18 protein-coding genes are annotated in these 20,470 nt (G+C 36.2%); all 18 read right to left on the bottom strand.

Going from position 1 to position 20,470, the window contains the following annotated elements; all coding sequences use genetic code 11:
* Nucleotides 1-16: 16 nt before the first annotated feature.
* Nucleotides 17-2,134 (bottom strand): peptidoglycan D,D-transpeptidase FtsI family protein, encoded by a 2,118-nt coding sequence (locus tag RT261_RS10840; RefSeq protein ID WP_313132460.1) that lies wholly within the window; start codon nt 2,132-2,134, stop codon nt 17-19.
* A 10-nt stretch (nt 2,135-2,144) separates the two neighbouring features.
* Nucleotides 2,145-2,660 (bottom strand): septum formation initiator family protein, encoded by a 516-nt coding sequence (locus tag RT261_RS10845; RefSeq protein WP_313132462.1) that lies wholly within the window; start codon nt 2,658-2,660, stop codon nt 2,145-2,147.
* A gap of 43 nt (nt 2,661-2,703) precedes the next feature.
* The gene (gene rsmH, locus RT261_RS10850) at nt 2,704-3,642 is read right to left on the bottom strand and encodes a 16S rRNA (cytosine(1402)-N(4))-methyltransferase RsmH (protein WP_313132522.1); all 939 of its coding nucleotides are present in this window, start codon (nt 3,640-3,642) and stop codon (nt 2,704-2,706) included.
* 31 nt (nt 3,643-3,673) lie between these two features.
* A complete protein-coding gene (gene mraZ, locus RT261_RS10855) occupies nt 3,674-4,102 on the bottom strand; it encodes a division/cell wall cluster transcriptional repressor MraZ (RefSeq protein ID WP_313132463.1) in 429 nt (142 codons plus the stop codon).
* Between the two features lie 244 nt (nt 4,103-4,346).
* Nucleotides 4,347-5,279, bottom strand: a complete 933-nt coding sequence (lgt, locus tag RT261_RS10860; RefSeq protein WP_313132464.1) for a prolipoprotein diacylglyceryl transferase — start codon at nt 5,277-5,279, stop codon at nt 4,347-4,349.
* Between the two features lie 17 nt (nt 5,280-5,296).
* Entirely contained in the window at nt 5,297-6,394 is a 1,098-nt protein-coding gene (ychF, locus tag RT261_RS10865; protein WP_313132466.1) for a redox-regulated ATPase YchF, read from the bottom strand.
* Between the two features lie 47 nt (nt 6,395-6,441).
* Complete coding sequence (locus RT261_RS10870) at nt 6,442-7,110, bottom strand: thiamine diphosphokinase (RefSeq protein ID WP_313132468.1); 669 nt, start codon at nt 7,108-7,110, stop codon at nt 6,442-6,444.
* A 115-nt stretch (nt 7,111-7,225) separates the two neighbouring features.
* The gene (rpe, locus tag RT261_RS10875; RefSeq protein WP_313132470.1) at nt 7,226-7,882 is read right to left on the bottom strand and encodes a ribulose-phosphate 3-epimerase; all 657 of its coding nucleotides are present in this window, start codon (nt 7,880-7,882) and stop codon (nt 7,226-7,228) included.
* A 131-nt stretch (nt 7,883-8,013) separates the two neighbouring features.
* Nucleotides 8,014-8,892, bottom strand: coding sequence for a ribosome small subunit-dependent GTPase A (rsgA, locus tag RT261_RS10880; protein ID WP_313132471.1), 879 nt, complete (start codon nt 8,890-8,892; stop codon nt 8,014-8,016).
* Nucleotides 8,892-11,072, bottom strand: a complete 2,181-nt coding sequence (pknB, locus tag RT261_RS10885; protein ID WP_313132473.1) for a Stk1 family PASTA domain-containing Ser/Thr kinase — start codon at nt 11,070-11,072, stop codon at nt 8,892-8,894. Before pknB ends, rsgA begins: the two co-directional genes overlap by 1 nt.
* A gap of 15 nt (nt 11,073-11,087) precedes the next feature.
* Nucleotides 11,088-11,810, bottom strand: a complete 723-nt coding sequence (locus tag RT261_RS10890; RefSeq protein ID WP_313132474.1) for a Stp1/IreP family PP2C-type Ser/Thr phosphatase — start codon at nt 11,808-11,810, stop codon at nt 11,088-11,090.
* 77 nt (nt 11,811-11,887) lie between these two features.
* Nucleotides 11,888-12,946 (bottom strand): 23S rRNA (adenine(2503)-C(2))-methyltransferase RlmN, encoded by a 1,059-nt coding sequence (rlmN, locus tag RT261_RS10895; RefSeq protein WP_313132476.1) that lies wholly within the window; start codon nt 12,944-12,946, stop codon nt 11,888-11,890.
* Between the two features lie 3 nt (nt 12,947-12,949).
* A complete protein-coding gene (gene rsmB, locus RT261_RS10900; protein ID WP_313132477.1) occupies nt 12,950-14,296 on the bottom strand; it encodes a 16S rRNA (cytosine(967)-C(5))-methyltransferase RsmB in 1,347 nt (448 codons plus the stop codon).
* Nucleotides 14,297-14,337: 41 nt separating this feature from the next.
* Nucleotides 14,338-15,039 carry a zinc metallopeptidase gene (locus tag RT261_RS10905; RefSeq protein WP_313132479.1) on the bottom strand — a complete coding sequence of 234 codons (702 nt, stop codon included), beginning with the start codon at nt 15,037-15,039 and terminating at the stop codon, nt 14,338-14,340.
* A 17-nt stretch (nt 15,040-15,056) separates the two neighbouring features.
* On the bottom strand, nt 15,057-16,007 hold the full coding sequence (gene fmt, locus RT261_RS10910) for a methionyl-tRNA formyltransferase (RefSeq protein ID WP_313132481.1): 951 nt from the start codon (nt 16,005-16,007) through the stop codon (nt 15,057-15,059).
* A 104-nt stretch (nt 16,008-16,111) separates the two neighbouring features.
* The gene (gene def, locus RT261_RS10915; RefSeq protein ID WP_313132482.1) at nt 16,112-16,591 is read right to left on the bottom strand and encodes a peptide deformylase; all 480 of its coding nucleotides are present in this window, start codon (nt 16,589-16,591) and stop codon (nt 16,112-16,114) included.
* 24 nt (nt 16,592-16,615) lie between these two features.
* Nucleotides 16,616-18,865: a replication restart helicase PriA gene (gene priA / locus RT261_RS10920; RefSeq protein ID WP_313132484.1), complete on the bottom strand. Its 2,250-nt coding sequence runs from the start codon at nt 18,863-18,865 to the stop codon at nt 16,616-16,618.
* Nucleotides 18,866-18,897: 32 nt separating this feature from the next.
* Nucleotides 18,898-20,433 (bottom strand): UDP-N-acetylmuramoyl-tripeptide--D-alanyl-D-alanine ligase, encoded by a 1,536-nt coding sequence (locus tag RT261_RS10925; RefSeq protein ID WP_313132485.1) that lies wholly within the window; start codon nt 20,431-20,433, stop codon nt 18,898-18,900.
* Nucleotides 20,434-20,470: the final 37 nt, after the last annotated feature.

Below are 20,470 nucleotides of genomic sequence, written 5' to 3' on the forward strand. Positions count from 1 at the left end.
AAATACTTTAAATAGATTACTCTTCTGTTTCCTCTTCTAAACCAGATAGCGCATCCGGATAGAATTCGTCTGATATTTCAGACCCCTCTTCTGTACCGGTATCGGACCCGACAGAATTCGTTTCTGATTCTTGTCCGCTCTCTGTATTATTGCCTTCATTAGATTGATTAGTCAAAGAATCGTTATTTTCTTCGGATTTATTTTCCACATTTGTATTAGAACTATTATTTGTTGTTTCGGTACTATTATCACCATTATTTTTTCCCGGTTTAGAAGTACTTTCTGAACCTTTATTGGACTTACTTCCGGTATCACCTTTTGTATCCGTAAAGACATCTTCCTGGGATGGATAAATTTCTAAAAATGGAAGAACTTCAGCTAATATTTGGCTGGTCAATTTTGTTGCAAGGGAACTATCTGCCTGTCTAACTACATTTTGAGGTTCATCTATAGCAACGTAGATTACAATTTCCGGATTATCCGCAGGAACATTTCCAATAAAGGATACAATATAAGTATCATCTGCTCTCGGCAGCTTTTCAGCTGTACCGGTTTTTCCGCCTACCGTATAACCAGGTACTTGTGCATACTTTGCTGTTCCGGCTTCTACGGTTTGAAACATAGCCTCTTTTATAAAGTCCGATGTTTCCTTTGATACCGTCTTTCGTATCAAATTTTTTTCAAAAGATTTAACCGTTGCACCCTGATCATTGATAATTTCCTTAGCCACATGTGGCTGATAAAAATATCCGCCATTGATTAAAGAAGAATAGGCTGCTGCAGCTTGTACCATAGTAGAAGTAAAATTCTGTCCGAAACTATTGGTTGCTAATGCAGAATCAACCCGATTCTCTTTAGGCATTAAAATACCATTTGCTTCACCTGGGAGATCAATTCCTGTTTTTTCTCCAAAGCCAAAAAAGGCTTGATAATTATAGAATAATTTTTTCCCTTCTTTGGCTGCTATTTGCATCATTGCATCATTGCAGGATTTCATAAGCGCTTCCTGTAATGTAATATTGCCATGTCCGGCACGATTGCTGCATTTGATTCTGTAACCTCCTACCATTTCATATCCATCGCAAAAGAAGGTTTCATCCGGAGATATTAATCCTTCTTCCAACGCCATAGCTACTGTTGCAGGCTTAAAAGTAGAACCGGGTTCCCAGGCATCATTTATGGTGAAGTTTCTCCATACCTGATTTAAAGCTTCCAGCTTTTCCTCTTCTGTCATACCACCAATTTCTTCTTTGGTATAAAAGGAAGACAAATCTGTTGGATTATTCAAATCATAAGCTTTATTTGAAACCATTGCATAAATTTCACCATTATTCGGATTCATAATAAGAACGCCTAAATTCTTACTGCCATGTTCTTCATTAAATGCATCTACATGCTTTTGTACAATGCCTTGCACATTGGCATCAATCGTAGTAATTACGGTATTCCCGTTTACTGCTGGTTTTATATTTCGTTCCAAATTCAATTCAGAATCAATGTAGCCATATTCCCTGCCGTTTGTTCCGTTTAATTCTTCATTATAATATTGTTCGATCCCCCAGGTTCCCACATTTCCACTGGCCGTAAAACCAATGACATGGCTTCCTAAAGAGTCGTAAGGATATTGTCTTATGTAGTCTTCTTCAAACCAAACACCTTTAATATGGCGGTCTTTTTCCATTTTACTTTTCAACTCATTCATTTGCTCATAAGTCAGATTCTTAAGCAGTTTTACATACTGGCTGTCCGATTTTGTTTTAACAATCTCCATTAATTCTTTCCTGGATAAACTTTCATATGTATCTGCCAGTGCTGTAATGGTTGGCTCCAGATTCTCTTTTTCCGACAGCATATATTTCACGTCTAATATTAAGTGATATACTTTTTGGCTGGTAGCTAATACAGTTCCTTTACGGTCTAAAATACTTCCTCTTCTATAGGGAAGAATACTACTGGTATAGGTTTGCTGAGATAAAACACGTTTGGCATATTTCTCTCCATCTTTTTGATTTAAGTATACCAGTCTGCTAATCAAACCAATTAGCGCAATGATTATAACGCAAAAAACAAGCAATAATTTTGCTTGCATTTTGGGTGTAAAAGACTTTCTTCTCTTTTCTTTTGCTTTTCTCAACTTCTGCACCTCATTTCATTATTTTATCTATTAACGTAGGTTCTTCCACTTCTGGAATATCCGCATGTTGTCTTACATAATCGCTTAAATTACTTTCGTATGCAATAACCTGATTATCGCTGGGATATACCATTCCTAATTCGTTGGTTGCTACTTCATAAATATAATTTAAATCCAGAGATGTTTCAATTTCTGATAATGCAGAGGCATTTTCATTTTGTTTTTTGATTAAATCACTTTCCAATTTAACAATTTCCTTGTTCATTTGCGAGATATTGGATTGTACACTTAGATACTCCAAACATATATATACTGTTACAACAATAGCAAAGGTAAGAATAAGCATTGATACAATATCCATACCTGTATTTAACTCTTGTCTTTTTTGTTTTTTTCTTCTGGTTTCTTGTCTCCGGTCCGGTCTTTGTGATTCCTGGTATTCCGGTACTGCTTGCAGCTTTCTTGCTGTATTTCCCTCTATACTGTATACATTATGATTGTAATAACGTCTCTTTCTTTCCTCCATGAAATATCCTCCCCGCTTCTATCTCTATCGCCTGAGATTGTTCTTATGCTTTCTTCTCAAATACTCTTAGTTTAGAACTTTTTGATCTTTTATTATTCAAGACTTCCTCTTCCGAAGGTGCAATGGGTTTTCTGGTAATTATATTACCTTGGGATTGATTACCGCATACACATACCGGAAAGTTCGGTGGGCATGTACAAGGATCTTCGTTTTTTCTAAAACTACTTTTCACTATTCTGTCTTCTAAGGAATGGAAGGTAATGATACAAAGTCTTCCTTTATCATTTAGCATTTCAATCATATCATCTAATGATTTACTTAATACTTCTAATTCTTTATTCAATTCAATACGAATAGCCTGAAAAGTCTTTTTTGCCGGATGTCCTGTATTCATTCGTATTTTCATTGGTATTGCAGCTTTAATTGCTTCTGTTAACTCATCTGTGGTTTCGATTGTTTTTTCACTCCGAACCCTAACAATGTGTTTCGCAATATTCTTTGCAAATTTATCTTCACCGTAATCGCGGATAATACGGTACAAATCGTGTTCACTATAATTATTCACAATGTCTTTTGCAGTTATTTCGCTTCTGGTATCCATCCGCATATCTAAAGGAGCATTCTCTTTATAAGAAAAACCTCTCTCCGGTGTATCCAGCTGATAAGAAGAAACTCCCAAATCTAATAAAATTCCGTCTACTTTCTGGATTCCTAAGTTGTGAAGAACGGTTTTCATGTTACTGTAATTGCTTCGAACAATGGTAACCTTATCTCCAAATTCTTTTAGTTTATTACTACCGGCTAAGATTGCAGCTTCATCCTGATCAATTCCTATTAATCGTCCTTTATCACCTAAACGTCTGCATATTTCGTAGGAATGGCCTCCTCCGCCTAAGGTTCCGTCAACATATATGCCGTCAGGTTTTATATTCAACATTTCAATAGTTTCATCTAATAGTACAGATTTGTGTTTAAAATTAATATTTCCCGAAAAAGTGTCCACAAAGCACCTCCTAAAAACTTAATCCAAGCTCAGACATATGTTCTGCAATCTGATCCATATTGCCATAATCATTATTGCCTTCCCATCTTTCTTTGCTCCAGATTTCAATCTTGTTTAAAACCCCAACAAATACAATTTCTTTTTCCAAAGCAGCTGATTCTCTTAACTTATTAGGAATTAGGATTCTTCCCTGCTTGTCCACTTCACAACTGGCAGCTCCTGCCATAAAATATCTTTGCAATTGTCTGGCGTCTTTACTTCCCGGAAGGTTTTTCAGTTGAGCAATGAATTCCATCCATTCATCATTAGGGTATACAAATAAGCAGCCATCTAAACCCTGAGTTACAACAAATTCTTCTCCTAAGGCTTCTCTGAACTTTGATGGTACAATTATTCTTCCTTTGGCATCAATCGTATGATTGTATTCACCCATGAACATGGATTTTCACCACCCTATTCACCACTTCACTCCACTTCCAACCACTTTGCTCCACTTCTAATGCTATTTTATATTAGTTCTGGGAAATTATCAAGTAAAAAACGAAAAAAAAAATACAAGTTCTACCTTTTATAGGTTAGAACTTGTATTTGCAAATTATTTTATACAAGATGTAGCATTTTTATGTCTATAAGCACAAAATGTGCCAATATATTATGTTTTACTACAATGTAGTAATTTAGGCCTACCTTACATTCTTTCTCAATTGTCTTCTTCTTATGATAATGATTGCAATTGCAACAATTACCAAAAGGGCTGAAAGCACTTGTGAAACTGCAAATGGAGTACCCCATAAGAATAGCTGGTCTGATCTGATTCCCTCAATCCAAGCTCTTCCCAAACCATATCCAGCTAAATATAATATAAATACTTCACCATTAAATTTCTTATGCTTGGAATACAGTATTAGCAAAATAAGCACCATTAAATTCCATAATGATTCATACAAGAATGTAGGATGAACCTGAATATAAGTAATTCCGTTTATCACAACCGGATTCTCTCTAATCTCCAAAATGCGATTAAGCATATCCGGCTTATCGGCATACTTTTCAGTAATGTAAGATACAGGCGAGGTATAATCATAACCAACATCCCGGATATCCAGTAACATAGAGAATAATCCGTTCGTGTACTTTCCAAATACTTCGCGGTTAAAAAAGTTACCCCATCTTCCTATAATCTGCCCGGTTACTAGTCCCAGACATGCTGTATCTGCCAGCAAACCAAAGGACATTTTTTTGATCTTAGAATAAATCCATGCTGTAATTACAGCTACTATTATACCACCATAGATTGCCAGACCACCCTGCCTGATATTCAAAATCTGAATGGGATCATCTCTGAACTCATCCCATGAAAATATCACATAAAATAGTCTTGCTCCGATAACAGATAAAATAATCGCATACAATGCAAAATCCAAATACAAATCCGGGTTCTGCTTAGTTCTCTTTGCCTGCCATTGGGCTACTAAGTAACCAGCTGCCATCCCCAGTGCAATGACAATTCCATAATACGCTATCTTAAAACCAAATACATCAATAGATGAACCTAGGTTGTTGAACTCTATACCTAAATTAGGGAATTTAATACTTGTAGCTGCGTTGTAAACCATTTGTATTCACCACTTTCCTACACATTAAATCGGAATAAAATAACATCTCCGTCTTGTACTACATATTCCTTACCCTCTGAACGAACTAATCCTTTGTCTTTCGCCCCATTAAAACTGCCACATTCTACCAAGTGATTATAACTTACGATTTCAGCACGAATGAAACCTCTTTCAAAATCGGAGTGAATCTTACCGGCCGCACCAGGCGCTTTTGTGCCCTTTGTAATAGTCCATGCCCTTGTTTCTTTAGGTCCCGCCGTTAAATAACTGATAAGTCCCAAGATATGATAACTTGCACGAATCAACTTCTCCAATCCGGATTCTTTCAGTCCAAGATCTTCTAAGAACATTTTTTTCTCATCATCATCTAACTCAGCAATCTCCTGTTCAATCTGAGCGCATATAACAAACACTTCTGATTTTTCTTCTTTTGCAAACTCTCTTACCTTTTGAACATGTTCATTGCTTACACCCTCGTTTGCTAAATCATCTTCTAATACATTAGCTGCGTAGATTACCGGCTTATAAGTTAATAGATTATAGCTGCCAAGCCAGTCAATTTCTTCTTCATCATCCGTATTAAAACTCTTTGCCAGATTACCGCCTTCTAAATGTTCTTTTAAACGTCCCAGTAATTCCAGTTCTTTAGCAAGTGCTTTGTCATTTTTAGCGCCTTTAGAGGTTCTTGCTATTCTTCTTTCTAATATTTCAATATCTGAAAAGATTAATTCCAAATTAATGGTTTCAATATCCCTTAATGGATTAATGGAACCATCCACATGAATAATATTGCCGTCTTCAAAACACCTTACAACATGAACAATGGCATCCACTTCTCTAATATTGGACAGGAATTGATTACCAAGGCCCTCTCCTTTGGATGCACCCTTTACTAAACCGGCTATATCTACGAATTCAATAACCGCTGGGATTACTTTTTCAGAATTATATAAGTCTCCAAGGACTTGCAATCTTTCATCCGGCACTGAAACAATACCTATGTTAGGGTCAATGGTACAAAAAGGATAATTAGCCGATTCTGCACCTGCCTTTGTTAGTGAATTAAATAATGTACTCTTACCTACGTTAGGTAAACCAACGATTCCTAGTTTCATGTATGTTCTTGCTCCTTTTCCTATTATAAATGGAGTTGCCTCCCGTATTAATCTTTTGATTCAACAACAATTAATATACCTGATTCCAATAAAATATCAGCCTTCGAACTAACAACCTCATTACTGATTCCAATACTTTCTCCAATATGCAGAGTTCTCTTTGTCAAAGGATATTTAAATCCTTCTAAAGTAACATGCTTAACTGTTTCTGTAAGCGGCAAAAGAGAAAGATAAGGTCCATAAATCTTATCTTTGCTGATAGTTGTATTTTGATTGATCAGATATACTTTATTATGTTCATCTATGATACAAGCTTTCCTATTTTGTTTTAATGGTATATATAATAAATGTATATTAGCAAGCAAATGATCAATTCGAGTTCCCGTCGCTCCTAATATTACAATTTCATCCGCTTCTAATTCTGTCGCTAACATAATAGCAATCTGCGTATCCGTTTCATCCTTCTCAGGATTATACTCTTTCATGGTAATATGCTGTTCTTCTTTTGCGCAAGTACGGTATTTTTCTAGTATATCAGAAGGTACAGAATCAAAATCTCCTAAAATATAATCCACCGGCAAATTAAGGGCTTCTACTGATTTTAACCCGCTATCTGCAGCGATAATCGTATCAAATTCTTGATTCTCCAAAAATTTCTTTGCAAAATCTACAGATATAGTACCTCCGGTTAAAATTAAAACTCGTTTTTGTTTCATAAATATAACCATACTCCTTCTAAGGTCAGTTTTCAACCTTTGAAATTCTCTCAAAAAATAATGCCTCATTATGGCATTCCAAGTAGTGAATAATCTGGTAAGATAAATTGTGGTATTAGCATTTTGAAAAAATTTCTTTAAAGTTATTTATGTTGTTAATTATATCACCACCAAATACTGCAGTACCTGCTACGATGACATTTGCCCCTGCTTCAATAATTTCCGTAACATTGCTAGTATTAATTCCGCCATCTACCTGAATGTCAACGTTTAAGTTTTTAACACGAATTAATTCTTTTAACCTTTTGATTTTATCTATGGCCAAAGGCAGAAATTTTTGCCCCCCAAAGCCAGGATTTACACTCATAATCAGAACCATATCAATGTCTTCCAAACAATAATCCAGTACAGATAATGAAGTAGAAGGATTAAGAGAGACTCCCACTTTTACTCCTGCCTCTTTAATTTTAGCAATGGTTCTGTTTAGATGTTTACACGCTTCTGCATGAACAGTTATGATATCTGCACCTGCTTTAACAAAATCATCAATGTAACGGATAGGTTCCTCCACCATTAAATGTACATCAAAAACTAATTTGGATATAGGACGTATACATTTCATAACCGGAGCCCCAAACGAAATACTTGGAACAAATGCTCCATCCATAACATCAATGTGAAGATACTCCGCCCCAGCTTGTTCTACCTGTTTTATGTCTTTTTCCAAGTTTGCAAAATTTGCAGATAAAATAGACGGCGCTAATTTAATCATATTCTCCTCTTTCCTGCATATGACAAGCTTTGCTTGTCATACTGCCTTAATCTAAGTCTGAAGTGCTTTTCTTCAGACCTTCCTCATTTCCTGCATATGACAAGCTCTGCTTGTCATACTTACAAATATTATTAATATTTTTTAATATTCTTTAATTCTTCATACAGAATTTTATAACTTTCATAACGGACAGGACTTATCTTCCCAGCTTCCAATGCATGTTTGACACCGCAGTCCGGTTCACTTAAATGAAGGCAGCCAATAAATCTGCATTCTTCTTCATATGCTTGAAACTCCGGAAAATAAGCTTTTAATTCCTCCTTGTCCACTTCATTGATATAAAGAGAACTAAAACCAGGAGTATCCATAATATACGTACCCGGTTTTACATAAAACAACTCAGAATGCCTGGTTGTATGCTTTCCTCTTCTTATCTTTTCACTTATATTTCCCGTCTCCATATTGGCTTCCGGCTGAATTAAATTAGTGATAGAGGATTTTCCAACACCGGAAGGCCCTGCAACAACTGTTGTTTTACCTTCTAACAGTTCCTGCAGGGAATCTATGCCTTCCTTTGTAACGGCACTGGTAAAAATCACTTGATATCCGCAATTCTTATAGATATCTTGCAATCTGTTAATTTCCTTTTCTGAAACAATGTCATCTTTATTAAAACAAATAATTACATTAACCTCTTGTCTCATCATCAGTATTAAAAAACGGTCTAATAAGTTTAAATTAGGAGTAGGATCTGCTGCAGCAAATATGATTACTGCCTGATCCACATTTGCTACACTGGGACGTATTAATTCATTTTTACGTTCCAGAATTCCGTTTATATTCCCCCCTTTTTTCACTTCGTCAATAACATCAATCAAAACGTTATCTCCAACAAGAGGTTTTATTTTTTGATTTCGGAATATACCTTTTGCCTTGCACTCATATATTCCGAAATCTTCAATATATACATAGTAAAATCCGGCAATGCCTTTAATAATCTTTCCCTGCATTATTGTCCCACCGGTGTAAATACAATTGCCCAGATTGTATCGTATTCCTCATATACAACTAAACGGCCGTTTTCCGATACTGCATCCGGATCACCAGGTTCTGCATCTCTTCCCACATACATCTTGACGGTACCAGTGGAACCACTATCACTCTTAACATCCGGTACTGTAATCGGGAAATTGTCATAAGACTTTTCTCCTTTAAAAATAGGATATATTTTCCCATCTTGTTCCATTTCAAGTACTATAATTCCACTTTCCCCTGAATAGTCAAAGGGGTTATCTGTAATTGTAACCTGACCTATATATTGCTGTGGGCCAGGAGTAGGTGTCGTAGGTTTAGGTCCTAAACTTAATGTGATGTCAACTGCCGTTTGACCTGCCACTTTACTTCCCGCTTCATAATTTTGAAACATAACTTTTCCAACTTTATATACATCTGAATAATCATTGCTTACAGTACCTAAAGTCAAGCCTGCTTCTTGTAATTTGGTTAATGCGTTAGCCTGAGTCAGGTCAAGTAGATTCGGAACAACGGATTCTTCATTTTTCGGTCCGTTACTTACTATAATAGTAACCGTGTCACCTTTTACAACATAGGTATCTCTGACAGGATTTGTTTCAATTACTTTTCCTTCTTCAATTTCATCGCTATAAGCAAAATCATGTTCAACAATCAAACCTGCACTCTCCAGCGTTTCAGTTGCTTTTTTATCTGTAAGATTATATACATTTGTTAATTTAAAACTTTCAGGTCCAACACTTACAATCAATTGAATCTCCGCATCAGCTGGAATCTCCGCACTTTTTTTCGGATACTGATCCATTACGATACCCGCTTCATAGGTATCAGAAAAATCTTCTGTATGAGTAACATGTATCTTATCGAATTGTTCCTTTAGATTTTTTTCTGCATGTTCTAAAGTTAAACCTACAACAGTAGGCACAATAATTGTTCCAACTTCTGCTTCTGGCTCTTCCGTAGGTGTTGGTGTTAAAGTTGTCTCTATTGGATCTTCGCTACCTTGCTTACCTTTGTTTGGAAATAAGTTAAAGAATTTAACACTAATATAAATAAAGATAATCACTAAAATAACTGCCACCGCAATGGTTCCAACTAAAGTAATTTTCTCCATACGGGGATCAACAGTGTCTAATTCTTCTTCCTCCTCCACAGGCACTGGCTGACGATCCGCTCTGGTTCTACGGCCATCTGTATTCTGCATAGTATCTGAATTGTCATTAATTCCCAGTCCAGCTCCCTTTGAAACGGATTTAATATGATTCATCTCATCTTCGGAAATATTAATTGTAGGTGAATCCGTTACAATGGGTGCAGGGATTATGACAAAATCACCATTTGGATTGGTAATGGAACGTTTTAAATCCGCAATTAATTCAGAAGCACTAAGATAACGTCTCTCCGGCTTCTTTTGCATACATTTTTGCACAATCTTATCTACACTAAGAGGTATATTAGGATCAATATCTCTTAGTGACGCTGCTTCTCCCTGAATGTGAAGAAGTGCAACAGATACTGTATTATCACCGGCAAAGGGCACCCTTCCGGAAAGCATTTCATACATAGTTACACCAAGAGAATAAATATCACTTTTCTCATCACTGTAACCGCCTCTCGCCTGTTCCGGAGAAAGGTAATGAACAGAGCCCATTGCATTGGAAGTAATGGTATTGGAAGTGGTTGCTTTGGCAATCCCAAAATCGGTAACCTTTACTTTTCCTTCTTTGGAAATAATTATGTTCTGAGGTTTAATGTCTCTATGAATAATATGATTGGCGTGAGCAGCCTCCATTCCCATAGCAATCTGAATGGCAATACCAACCGCTTCTTTTACTTCTAACTTTCCTTTTCTTTCTATAAAATTCTTAAGAGTGATACCCTCAACAAGCTCCATAACAATATAGTGTAAATTGTTATCATTACCTACATCGTATACATTTACTATGTTTGGATGGGATAACCCTGCAACTGACTGAGCTTCAGCTCTAAACTTCATAACAAAATTCTTGTCATCACTGTATTCCGGTTTCAGAATTTTAATGGCTACATAACGGTTTAGTCTGTGACATTTAGCTTTATAAACGTCAGCCATACCTCCTGATCCGACTTTATCTATAATTTCGTATCGGTCGCTAATAAACATTCCTGGTTTTATCATTCTTTTCACCTCTCTCTACAGTTTTACAATAATAATGGAAATATTATCTATTCCACCATTCTCATTTGCCCTTTTTACCAGTTCTTTTGCTGCAAGCTGTAGATTATCAGGATATTCCTTTACTATAGCCATTATTTCATGATCCCCCACCATATTGGATAAACCATCTGAACACATAAGTATGGTATCATCTGTCTTTAGATTCACTTCAAAATAATCAGGTATTGCGTTTTTACTTGCTCCCAAAGCTCTTGTTATAATATTCTTATTTGGATGAAAACGCATATCTTCTCTTTCAATTTCACCTGTCTGTACCATTTCTTCTACCAAAGAATGGTCCACTGTAATTTGTTTAATATCATCGTTAATAATATATAATCTGCTGTCACCAATATTCGTTACATATAATACATCATCTAAAATAGTTGCAACAACAAAGGTTGTACCCATCCCTTCTAATTCATTATTGTCATCCGCTTCTTTTAATAATGAATCATTGGTCTTTTGCAATGCTTCTGATATCATCCCAATGTGGGTATCCTGGTTACTGTTTTTTATATTCTCGGTAAAGGCCTCCACACAAAATCGTGAAGCATAATCCCCTGCTTTATGGCCACCCATTCCATCAGCAACAATAAACAAATTAGGCAGACCTCCAACGGGGTTCTCTTCACAGAAAACATAATCTTGATTAATCTGTCGTTTTTCTCCTATATCTGTTATTGAAAATGCTCTCATACATACCTCTTTTCTGAACACCAAGCTTGCTTTTACTTGTTAAAGAAACAGATTCGCTAATTCATACAACTTCCCAGTTAATTCATTATTTTAACATCAGAAGACCCTTCCATATAACTTTTCCTTAATTGGCCGCATGCGGCATCAATATCTGTACCCATTTCTCTTCTAATAGTAACATTTATTCTGTTTTTTTCAAGTATATTTTTGAAATTTAGAATATTTTTAGACTCCGATTGCCGATAATTCCGCTCTTTTATTGGATTGATAGGAATCAAATTGATGTGACAATTTAAGCCTTTTACTAAATGGGAAAGTTCTTTGGCAAGTAAGGGTAAATCATTTACACCTTCAATCAGACTATATTCAAAGGTAATTCTTCGTCCTGTTTTTTCATAATAATAATGACAGGCCTCCATAATAGATTCTATGCTGTACCTACCCGCAATAGGCATGATTTGTTTCCTTAATTGGTCATTAGGAGCATGAAGGGAGATAGCCAGAGTAATCTGCAGGTTTTTATCAGCTAAAGCCTTTATATTATCAACTAATCCGCAAGTGGATACCGTAATATTTCTTTGACTGATATTTAACCCATATTCATCGGTTAACATACCAATAAATTTCACTAAATTATCTAAATTATCCAAAGGTTCTCCGGTTCCCATAACAACGACATTGGATACTCTTTCACCGGAGTTCTTCTGAATTTGGTAAATCTGATCCAGCATCTCGGCAGGGGTAAGGTTTCTTTCAAAGCCGCCTATAGTGGATGCACAAAACGTACATCCCATTTTACAGCCTACCTGTGAAGAGATGCAGACAGAATTACCGTGATGGTATTTCATTAAAACGCTCTCCAGCACCCGGTCATCATATAATCGAAATAAAAATTTACTGGTGTCACCATCTTTTGAAACCAATTTGTCTATTTCAGAAAGGCTTGTAATTTCGCATTCTTCTTTTAGCCGCTCTCTTAATTGCTTTGATATGTTTGTCATGTCATCAAAACTGCTTACCAGTTTCACATGGAGCCATTCATAGATCTGTTTTCCCCGGAATGGTTTGTCTCCTAACTCCACTAATAAGTTTTCCATCTCCTTAAGATCCAATGACTTGATATCTATTTTATTCATTCGTTAGTGTTCTCTCCTTAATCTGGCAATAAAAAATCCGTCACATTGATGAATTCCAGGTATCAATTGCAAATAACCCTCTTTCGTTGTGTCACTCCAGAGTATCTCCGGAAGATAAGGATTTAAACTTTCTGCTTGAAAATGATACTGTTTCATAAACCAGCGTACATTTTCTATATTTTCTTCCGGATTAATGGTACAGGTACTGTAAATAAAAGTACCGCCCTTCTTCACATATTGATGAACCACTTTTAATATATCTCTTTGTAAGCGAACCAATTCCTTTTGCTTCTCTTTTGTTACATTGTATTTAATATCCGGTTTCTTCCCAATAATGCCCAAGCCGGAACATGGGAGATCTGCTAATAAAACATCAGCCTTCTCTATGCTTTCCTCATCCAAAATCAATGCATCCTGAACCTTTGCTATTATATTGGTATAACCCAAACGATTTATATTATCTGCTATCAAATTAACTTTATAATCTGTAACATCTCTTGAACTAACATGCCCGGTAGAATGAAGCATATCTGCTGCATGCAGGGATTTTCCTCCGGGAGCTGCACATACATCAATAACATAATTGCCTTCCCCAATGCCGGAAACTGCACCTACTAACATAGAACTTTCATCCTGCACCTGAAAATACCCTTTACTAAAGGCATTTAAATCATTTAAGTAATTGTAGCTGCCTATATGGAAAGCATAAGGTAAATATGCGCCGGTTTCTACAGAAACCCCGTCAGATTCTAATATCTCCTTTAACTCATCCGGTAATACCTTATTCATATTGCAGCGAATAGTCGTCTTTTTATCTTTAAACATAGTTTCTAATATGCCTTTTACAGTCTGAACATTATATTGCCTTAACCAATCTTTAATGATCCAATCCGGCATGGAGTAGTTTAAACTTAAAAAGCCCACCTGATCTTCCTCTTCTTTAGGGAAAGACACTTTTTCCGGGTTTCTCACGATATTTCTTAAAATACCATTAACGAACCCGCTTAAGCTTTGAAAACCTCTTTTTTTTGCTAATTTTACTGCTTCATTACAAACAGCAGAGTCTGGTACCTGGTCCATGTATTTAATCTGATAGACGCTAATTCTAAGGAGGTTTCGTATTAACGGTTTCATTTTGTTTACTTTAACACTGGAATATTGATTGATAATATAATCAATTGTTATTAGTCTTTCTATAGTACCTTCACATATCCTGGTTATAAAAGACCTATCTTGTTTCTCCAATGATTGATTTTGTTTTAAAACCTGACTAAGCACCATATGGGTATATTGTTTATTCCCCGTTATATCCATTACTGCATCTAATGCAATTTCCCTGGGATTTTTCATGTTATTCCTCCATTACTTCCAATTCTGCATACCCCTGGTCATTAGTCACGATTTCTTCCTCCAAATAATATAACCAATCGTAATAACTGTAATATGGAAGCTGCCGCTCCTGCAACGTAGGTCAAAGCTGCTGCGCTTAGTACTTTTCTTGTTTGTCTGACTTCTTCTGTTTGAAGAATTCCGGTTTCATCTACAATTCGCACCGCTCTTCTGGAAGCGTTGAATTCTACCGGCAAAGTCACTAGTTGGAATAGCACTGCCAAAGCAAATAGAATAATTCCTAAATTAATTAGGGTTTGAGAACCTCCCATAAAAAGTCCAATTAAAATCATTGGCCAGGACACACTGGCACCAAAGTTTGCCACAGGTACTAAGGCACCTCTTATACGTAGAGGCATATAACCATTGCTATGTTGAATAGCATGTCCGCATTCGTGGGCAGCAACACCAACTGCAGCAACAGAAGTATTGTTGTATACTGTTTCTGATAATCTTAATATCTTATCTCTTGGATCATAGTGATCTGTTAAATCACCGCTGATCTGTTTAATCGTTACATCATAAATACCTGCGGAATGAAGAATTCTTTCCGCTGCCTCCGCTCCTGTTAAACCGGACATACTTCTTACTTTAGAATATTTTGCAAAAGTAGTTTTTACTTTTAAAGAAGCCAGTAAAGATAAAACCAGTCCTATAATGACTAAAATAAATGTTGGATCATAATAACCAAAACCATAAATCATACTATTTCCTCCTTATCTTAAGATAAAATTTTTCCTACTTGAAGGTCAAAACCTCTTATAAAAGCATCTACTGTCATTCGTTTCTTCCCTTCCAATTGTACTTCATGAAGGATTAACCTGCCACCGCCGGTCTGAACAATAATAGAATCTTTTGTAACTTCTAAGATTTCACCTGGTTTTCCTATATTGCTATCCTTAGATATTTCAGACTCTTCCTGCTCTACTGCTGCCTCCCAAATCTTTAATGACTTGCCCTCTAAGAATGTATAAGCACTTGGCCAGGGATTCAGTCCACGAATCAATCTTTCAATCTCTACTGCGGAATTACTAAAATCAATGTGCCCCAAAGTTTTATCCAGCATTTTTGCATAAGTTGATTCTTCATCTTTTTGCTTTTCTCTAATTGCTGTTCCATGCTCAATATCTTTAAGTGCTTTTATCAGCAGCTGTCCACCGCACACAGCCAGTTTATCATGCAAACTGCCTGCAGTTTCTTTTGATTCTATGATTACTTCTTCTTTCATAATCATATCTCCAGTATCCAAGCCGACATCCATGTACATAATGGTAATACCTGTTTTCTCTTCCCCATTTATAATAGACCATTGAATAGGTGCTGCTCCCCGGTATTTTGGAAGCAGGGAAGCATGAACATTAATACAACCATGCTTTGGTAAGTCTATAATTGCTTTTGGAAGAATCTTTCCGTATGCCGCCACCACAATACATTCCGGATTGATTTCTTCTAATTTCTTTATGAATTCTTCATCTTTTGCTTTATTAGGCTGATAAACAGGAAGCTGATATTTTAATGCAAGTTCCTTTACCGGCGGATACTGCATCTGTTTACCTCTTCCTTTGGGTTTATCAGGCTGTGTTACCACTGCCAGAATCTCATGTTCTGATTGCAACAATTTATCCAACACAGTGGCTGCCAAATCCGGCGTACCCATAAAAACTATTTTCATTTACTATCATTCCTTTCATTCAAGTAAGCATAATGATTATTTTCTTCTGTTACTTTTCAATTTGTTTTTCTTGAGCATATATTTATAACAAATATAATATCTTCTTACTCTTCATCACTGTTAACACTGTGAAGTTCACCAACCACTTTGTCTACATATAATTCACCATTTAAATGATCGTTCTCATGAAGTAAAGCTCTGGCTAAAAGTTCGGTACCTTCTACAATAATTTCTTCCATACTTTCATTTAATGCCTTTACTTTTGCATAATTGGGTCTTGTTACGGAACCTGATTTACCGGGTACACTAAGGCATCCTTCTTCCCCGGTTTGTTCGCCGCTGGTTTCTAATATAACCGGATTAATTAAAACAATCGGATTATCACCTTCCGGAGATACATCTATCACCACAATACGTTTTAAAATTCCTACCTGAGGTGCGGCTAAGCCAACACCCTGTGCATCATACATAGTATCTAACATATCTTCTATTAATGTTTTAATTTTAGGGGTCATTTCTTTCACTTCTTTTGATTGTTTGTTTAATACAGTATCCCCAATTATTCTTATATTTCTTATTGCCATAGTATTCATTCCTTTCAAAATTTATTAATAACTATTCATAGGGTTAAAGTCAAATTGTACGTTACAGCCGTTAAAATGTTCTGAGTAATTAATATAGCCTTCCAGATAATCCTTAATGCCAATTAATAAATTATAGTCGGACTGCTTTATATAAATCATAAATCGGTATATATCATTTGCTTTTGCCAGGGAAGCTGCTGCCGGTCCAATGATTACTACTTCTTCTTTGACCTTTTCCTTTGCAGTCCAGTCTTTGGCGGCACCGTTTATTAATTCTGCTGCTGTCATAGCTTTTGTTTCATCTTTTGAAGCAATTAAAATTGCCAAAATATGTGCAGCCGGCGGGTATTTTAATAATTCCCTATATGTCATTTCCTGTTTATAAAAGCCTAAGTAATCATCTTCACTGGCTGATTTTATACTATAGTGATCCGGTTGATAACTTTGAATCACCACTTCTCCCGGTAAGTCACCCCTTCCTGCCCTTCCGGAAGCCTGGGCAAGAAGCTGATAGGTCCTCTCTGCCGCACGATAGTCGGCTGCATATAATGAAAGGTCAGCGGCAAGGATTCCCACTAAAGTAACCATAGGAAAATCGTGCCCTTTAACAATCATCTGGGTTCCCACTAAAATATCTGCCTCTCCATTGGCAAAGGCCGAAAGAATCTTCTCATGGCTATCTTTATTCTTTGTGGTATCCATATCCATTCTTAATACTCTGGCACCTGGGAATTCTTTTTTTACCATATCCTCTACCTTTTGTGTTCCGGTGCCAAAGGCTGCAATATATGGAGAACTGCAACTTGGGCACTTAACAGGTGTTTTCTCTGAATATCCGCAATAATGGCAGACAAGTGTTCCATTATTATGAGCTGTCAAGGATATATCACAATGAGGACATTTCATTACATGACCACAGCTTCTGCAGGATACAAAACCTGCATATCCTCTTCTATTAATAAACAACATAATTTGTTGATTTTTTCTTAATCTGTCCTCTATTAACTCTTTTAATTTTGTACTGAAAATAGATTTGTTTTTTTTCTTTAATTCTTCCCTTAAATCCACAATCCAAATCTTAGGCATAACGCTTTTCCCAACACGGGATTGTAATGTAAACAGTTTATATCTTCCTTCTATGGCATTCTTATAAGATTCCAGAGAAGGAGTTGCTGAGCCAAGTATAACACTTGCATTAGATAATTGTCCACGTTTTATGGCAACCTCTCTTGCATGATATTTTGGTGGATTCTCACTTTTATAAGTACCCTCGTGCTCCTCATCAATAATGATTAGTCCGAGATTACTAAAAGGAGTAAATAATGCAGATCTTGGTCCTATCATAATATCAATGTCTCCCTTTTTGGCTCGTATATATTGATCGTATCTCTCACCTTGGGATAATCTTGAATTCATAATAGAGATTCTATCACCAAATCGTTTGTAAAAACGCATTACAGTCTGATAAGTAAGGGCAATTTCAGGAATCAGCATAATAACCTGCTTGCCCTGTTTAATAACATCCGAAATAATTTCCATGTACACTTCGGTTTTACCGCTGCCGGTAACACCATGAATCAGGTAAGTATCCCGTATGTTTTCTCTATATTCTTTTATAATACTATCCACTATACGTTGTTGTTCCTCTGTCGAATGGACCTGTTCTTTTTTCATGGTATCCTTCTGAATAGGGTTTCGATATAATCGCTCTGCTTCAATAGTGATGATACCGAACTTTTCCATGTCCTGTATGGTGGTTCTTGCTATATTTAATTTGTGAAGGACAACATCATAATCAATAGCTTCCTCTTCTATAAGCTCTTCTAGCAGGCGAACTCTTCCTTTATTGTTCTTGGTTTTAAATAATTCCAGATGTTCTTTGGCTTTCTCTATGGATACTGTTAGTTTAACCGTTCTCTTTTCCTTTGCTTTTACTGATTTTTTCACTGGAATAACGGTTTTTAATGCATCGTTCATGGTGGAACCGAAAGCCTCCTTAATCCAATAGGCTAATTGAATTAATTGACTTTCAATAATCAAGCCGTCATCAACAATTTCGTGTATAGGTTTAATTAACTCTTCCTTCCACTTCGGCACATTGGATACCTGTACAATATAACCTTTAATCAGACGATTCCCTTTGCCAAAAGGTACAACTGCCAATGCACCAATTACGGCTTGTTCTGCTAATTCTACAGGTATAGAATATTGGTATGTCCGATCCAAACTCTCATGAGAAATGTCAACAATAATATCTGCATATTTCATTGTCATACCAATCACCTGCCTTTAGTTCACTTACTTTTTTATTCAATGAAAGCCTTTACGATTTCGTCTGTTCTCATAGATCTTGAACCTTTTACAAGAATTCCGTCTCCTGCCTTTAATTGCCCTTCTAAATACTGGATAGCTTCCTGATTAGAAGAGAAGGAATGGGTCACTATCCCGGAATTTTTATCCTGAACTCCTTTTGCAATATATGCGGCTTCCTTACCTATTGTAACTACTTCATCTATTTTTTGCTCTGCTATATAGGTTCCTACATCATAATGACACTGATAGGATAATTCTCCAAGTTCTAATATGTCTGCCAGTATTGCAATTCTTCTAGATATATTTTCCATTTCTAAAAGAACTTGTATTCCGCTCTTCATGGAATCGGGACTTGCATTATAAGAATCGTCTATAATGCGAATCTGATTTATTTCCTTTATCTGTCCTCTCATGGCAATAGGCTGATAATTGTATAAACCTTCCTTGGCAACTGAAACAGGTATGTGATAAAGTTCACTAACAGCAAGTGCTACCAAAGCATTATATACATTATGAATTCCCAGAACCTGCAGTACAATTTCTTCACCATCTCCATCTGTAGCGTTTTGAGCCTTTGTTTTTCTTAAGGTAAAATATGTTTTACCTTCACTGGTTTTAATATTCTCTGCGCGATAGTCACAGGTATCTTCAATTCCAAAACCAACTACTTTAGATTGATAAAATTTTTCTAAAGTTTCAGAGCTTAAATCTATTGTACCAAAATTTTGTGAATATTCTTTGTCTTTCTCTTCTGCCGAATTACCTGCTGCATCTTTTCTTGTTTGTAGTGCCTTTGATTCAGTATAAATCTCACTTAGCAAATCATCATTTCCATTGACAAATAATGCAGAACCCGGTTGGAAAGAATTAATTATATTCAGTTTTTCTTTTCTGATATTTTCTCTAGTCTTAAGCTGTCCTATATGGGATACACCAATATTGGTTACCACCGCAGCTTCCGGCTGTGCTATATTAGTAAGCTTAGCCATTTCTCCAAATTCACTCATACCCATTTCAATAACCGCAATATCATAGCTGGAATCCAGTCTTAGCATCATAAGGGGAAGGCCAACCTGACTGTTCATATTGCCTTCTGTCTTTAGGACTTTATATCTGGTTTCCAATGCTGCTGCTACCATTTCTTTCGTTGTGGTTTTACCTACACTTCCTGTGATTCCGATTATAGGAATATTAAACTTATTTCTATAATAAGTACCTAGTGCCTGCAGCGCTTCCAATGTATCTTTCACACAAATATAAACCATAGCCTGGTTCATATCCTTAGTTACTTCTTTATGTCTGCTTGTAAAGCAGGCTCTAGCACCATTTTCAAAAGCATCCGGTATAAAGTCATGTGCATCCACTTTTTCACCGATTATAGGAACGAACAATGAACCCGCTTCCAGTTTTTTGGAGTTAGTACTCACATTAGTGATCTGCATATTTCCATCGCCGGTTAATATAGTTCCTGCTACTGCTTCAGCAATTTCTTTTATTGTTAATGCTTCCATATGATTATCTTCTTTCATAATATAGGATTATATATCTTTTTATTGATTTATATCT

The sequence above is a fragment of the Anaerocolumna sp. genome, from assembly GCF_032079385.1.
Taxonomy (GTDB): Bacteria; Bacillota; Clostridia; order Lachnospirales; family Lachnospiraceae; genus Anaerocolumna.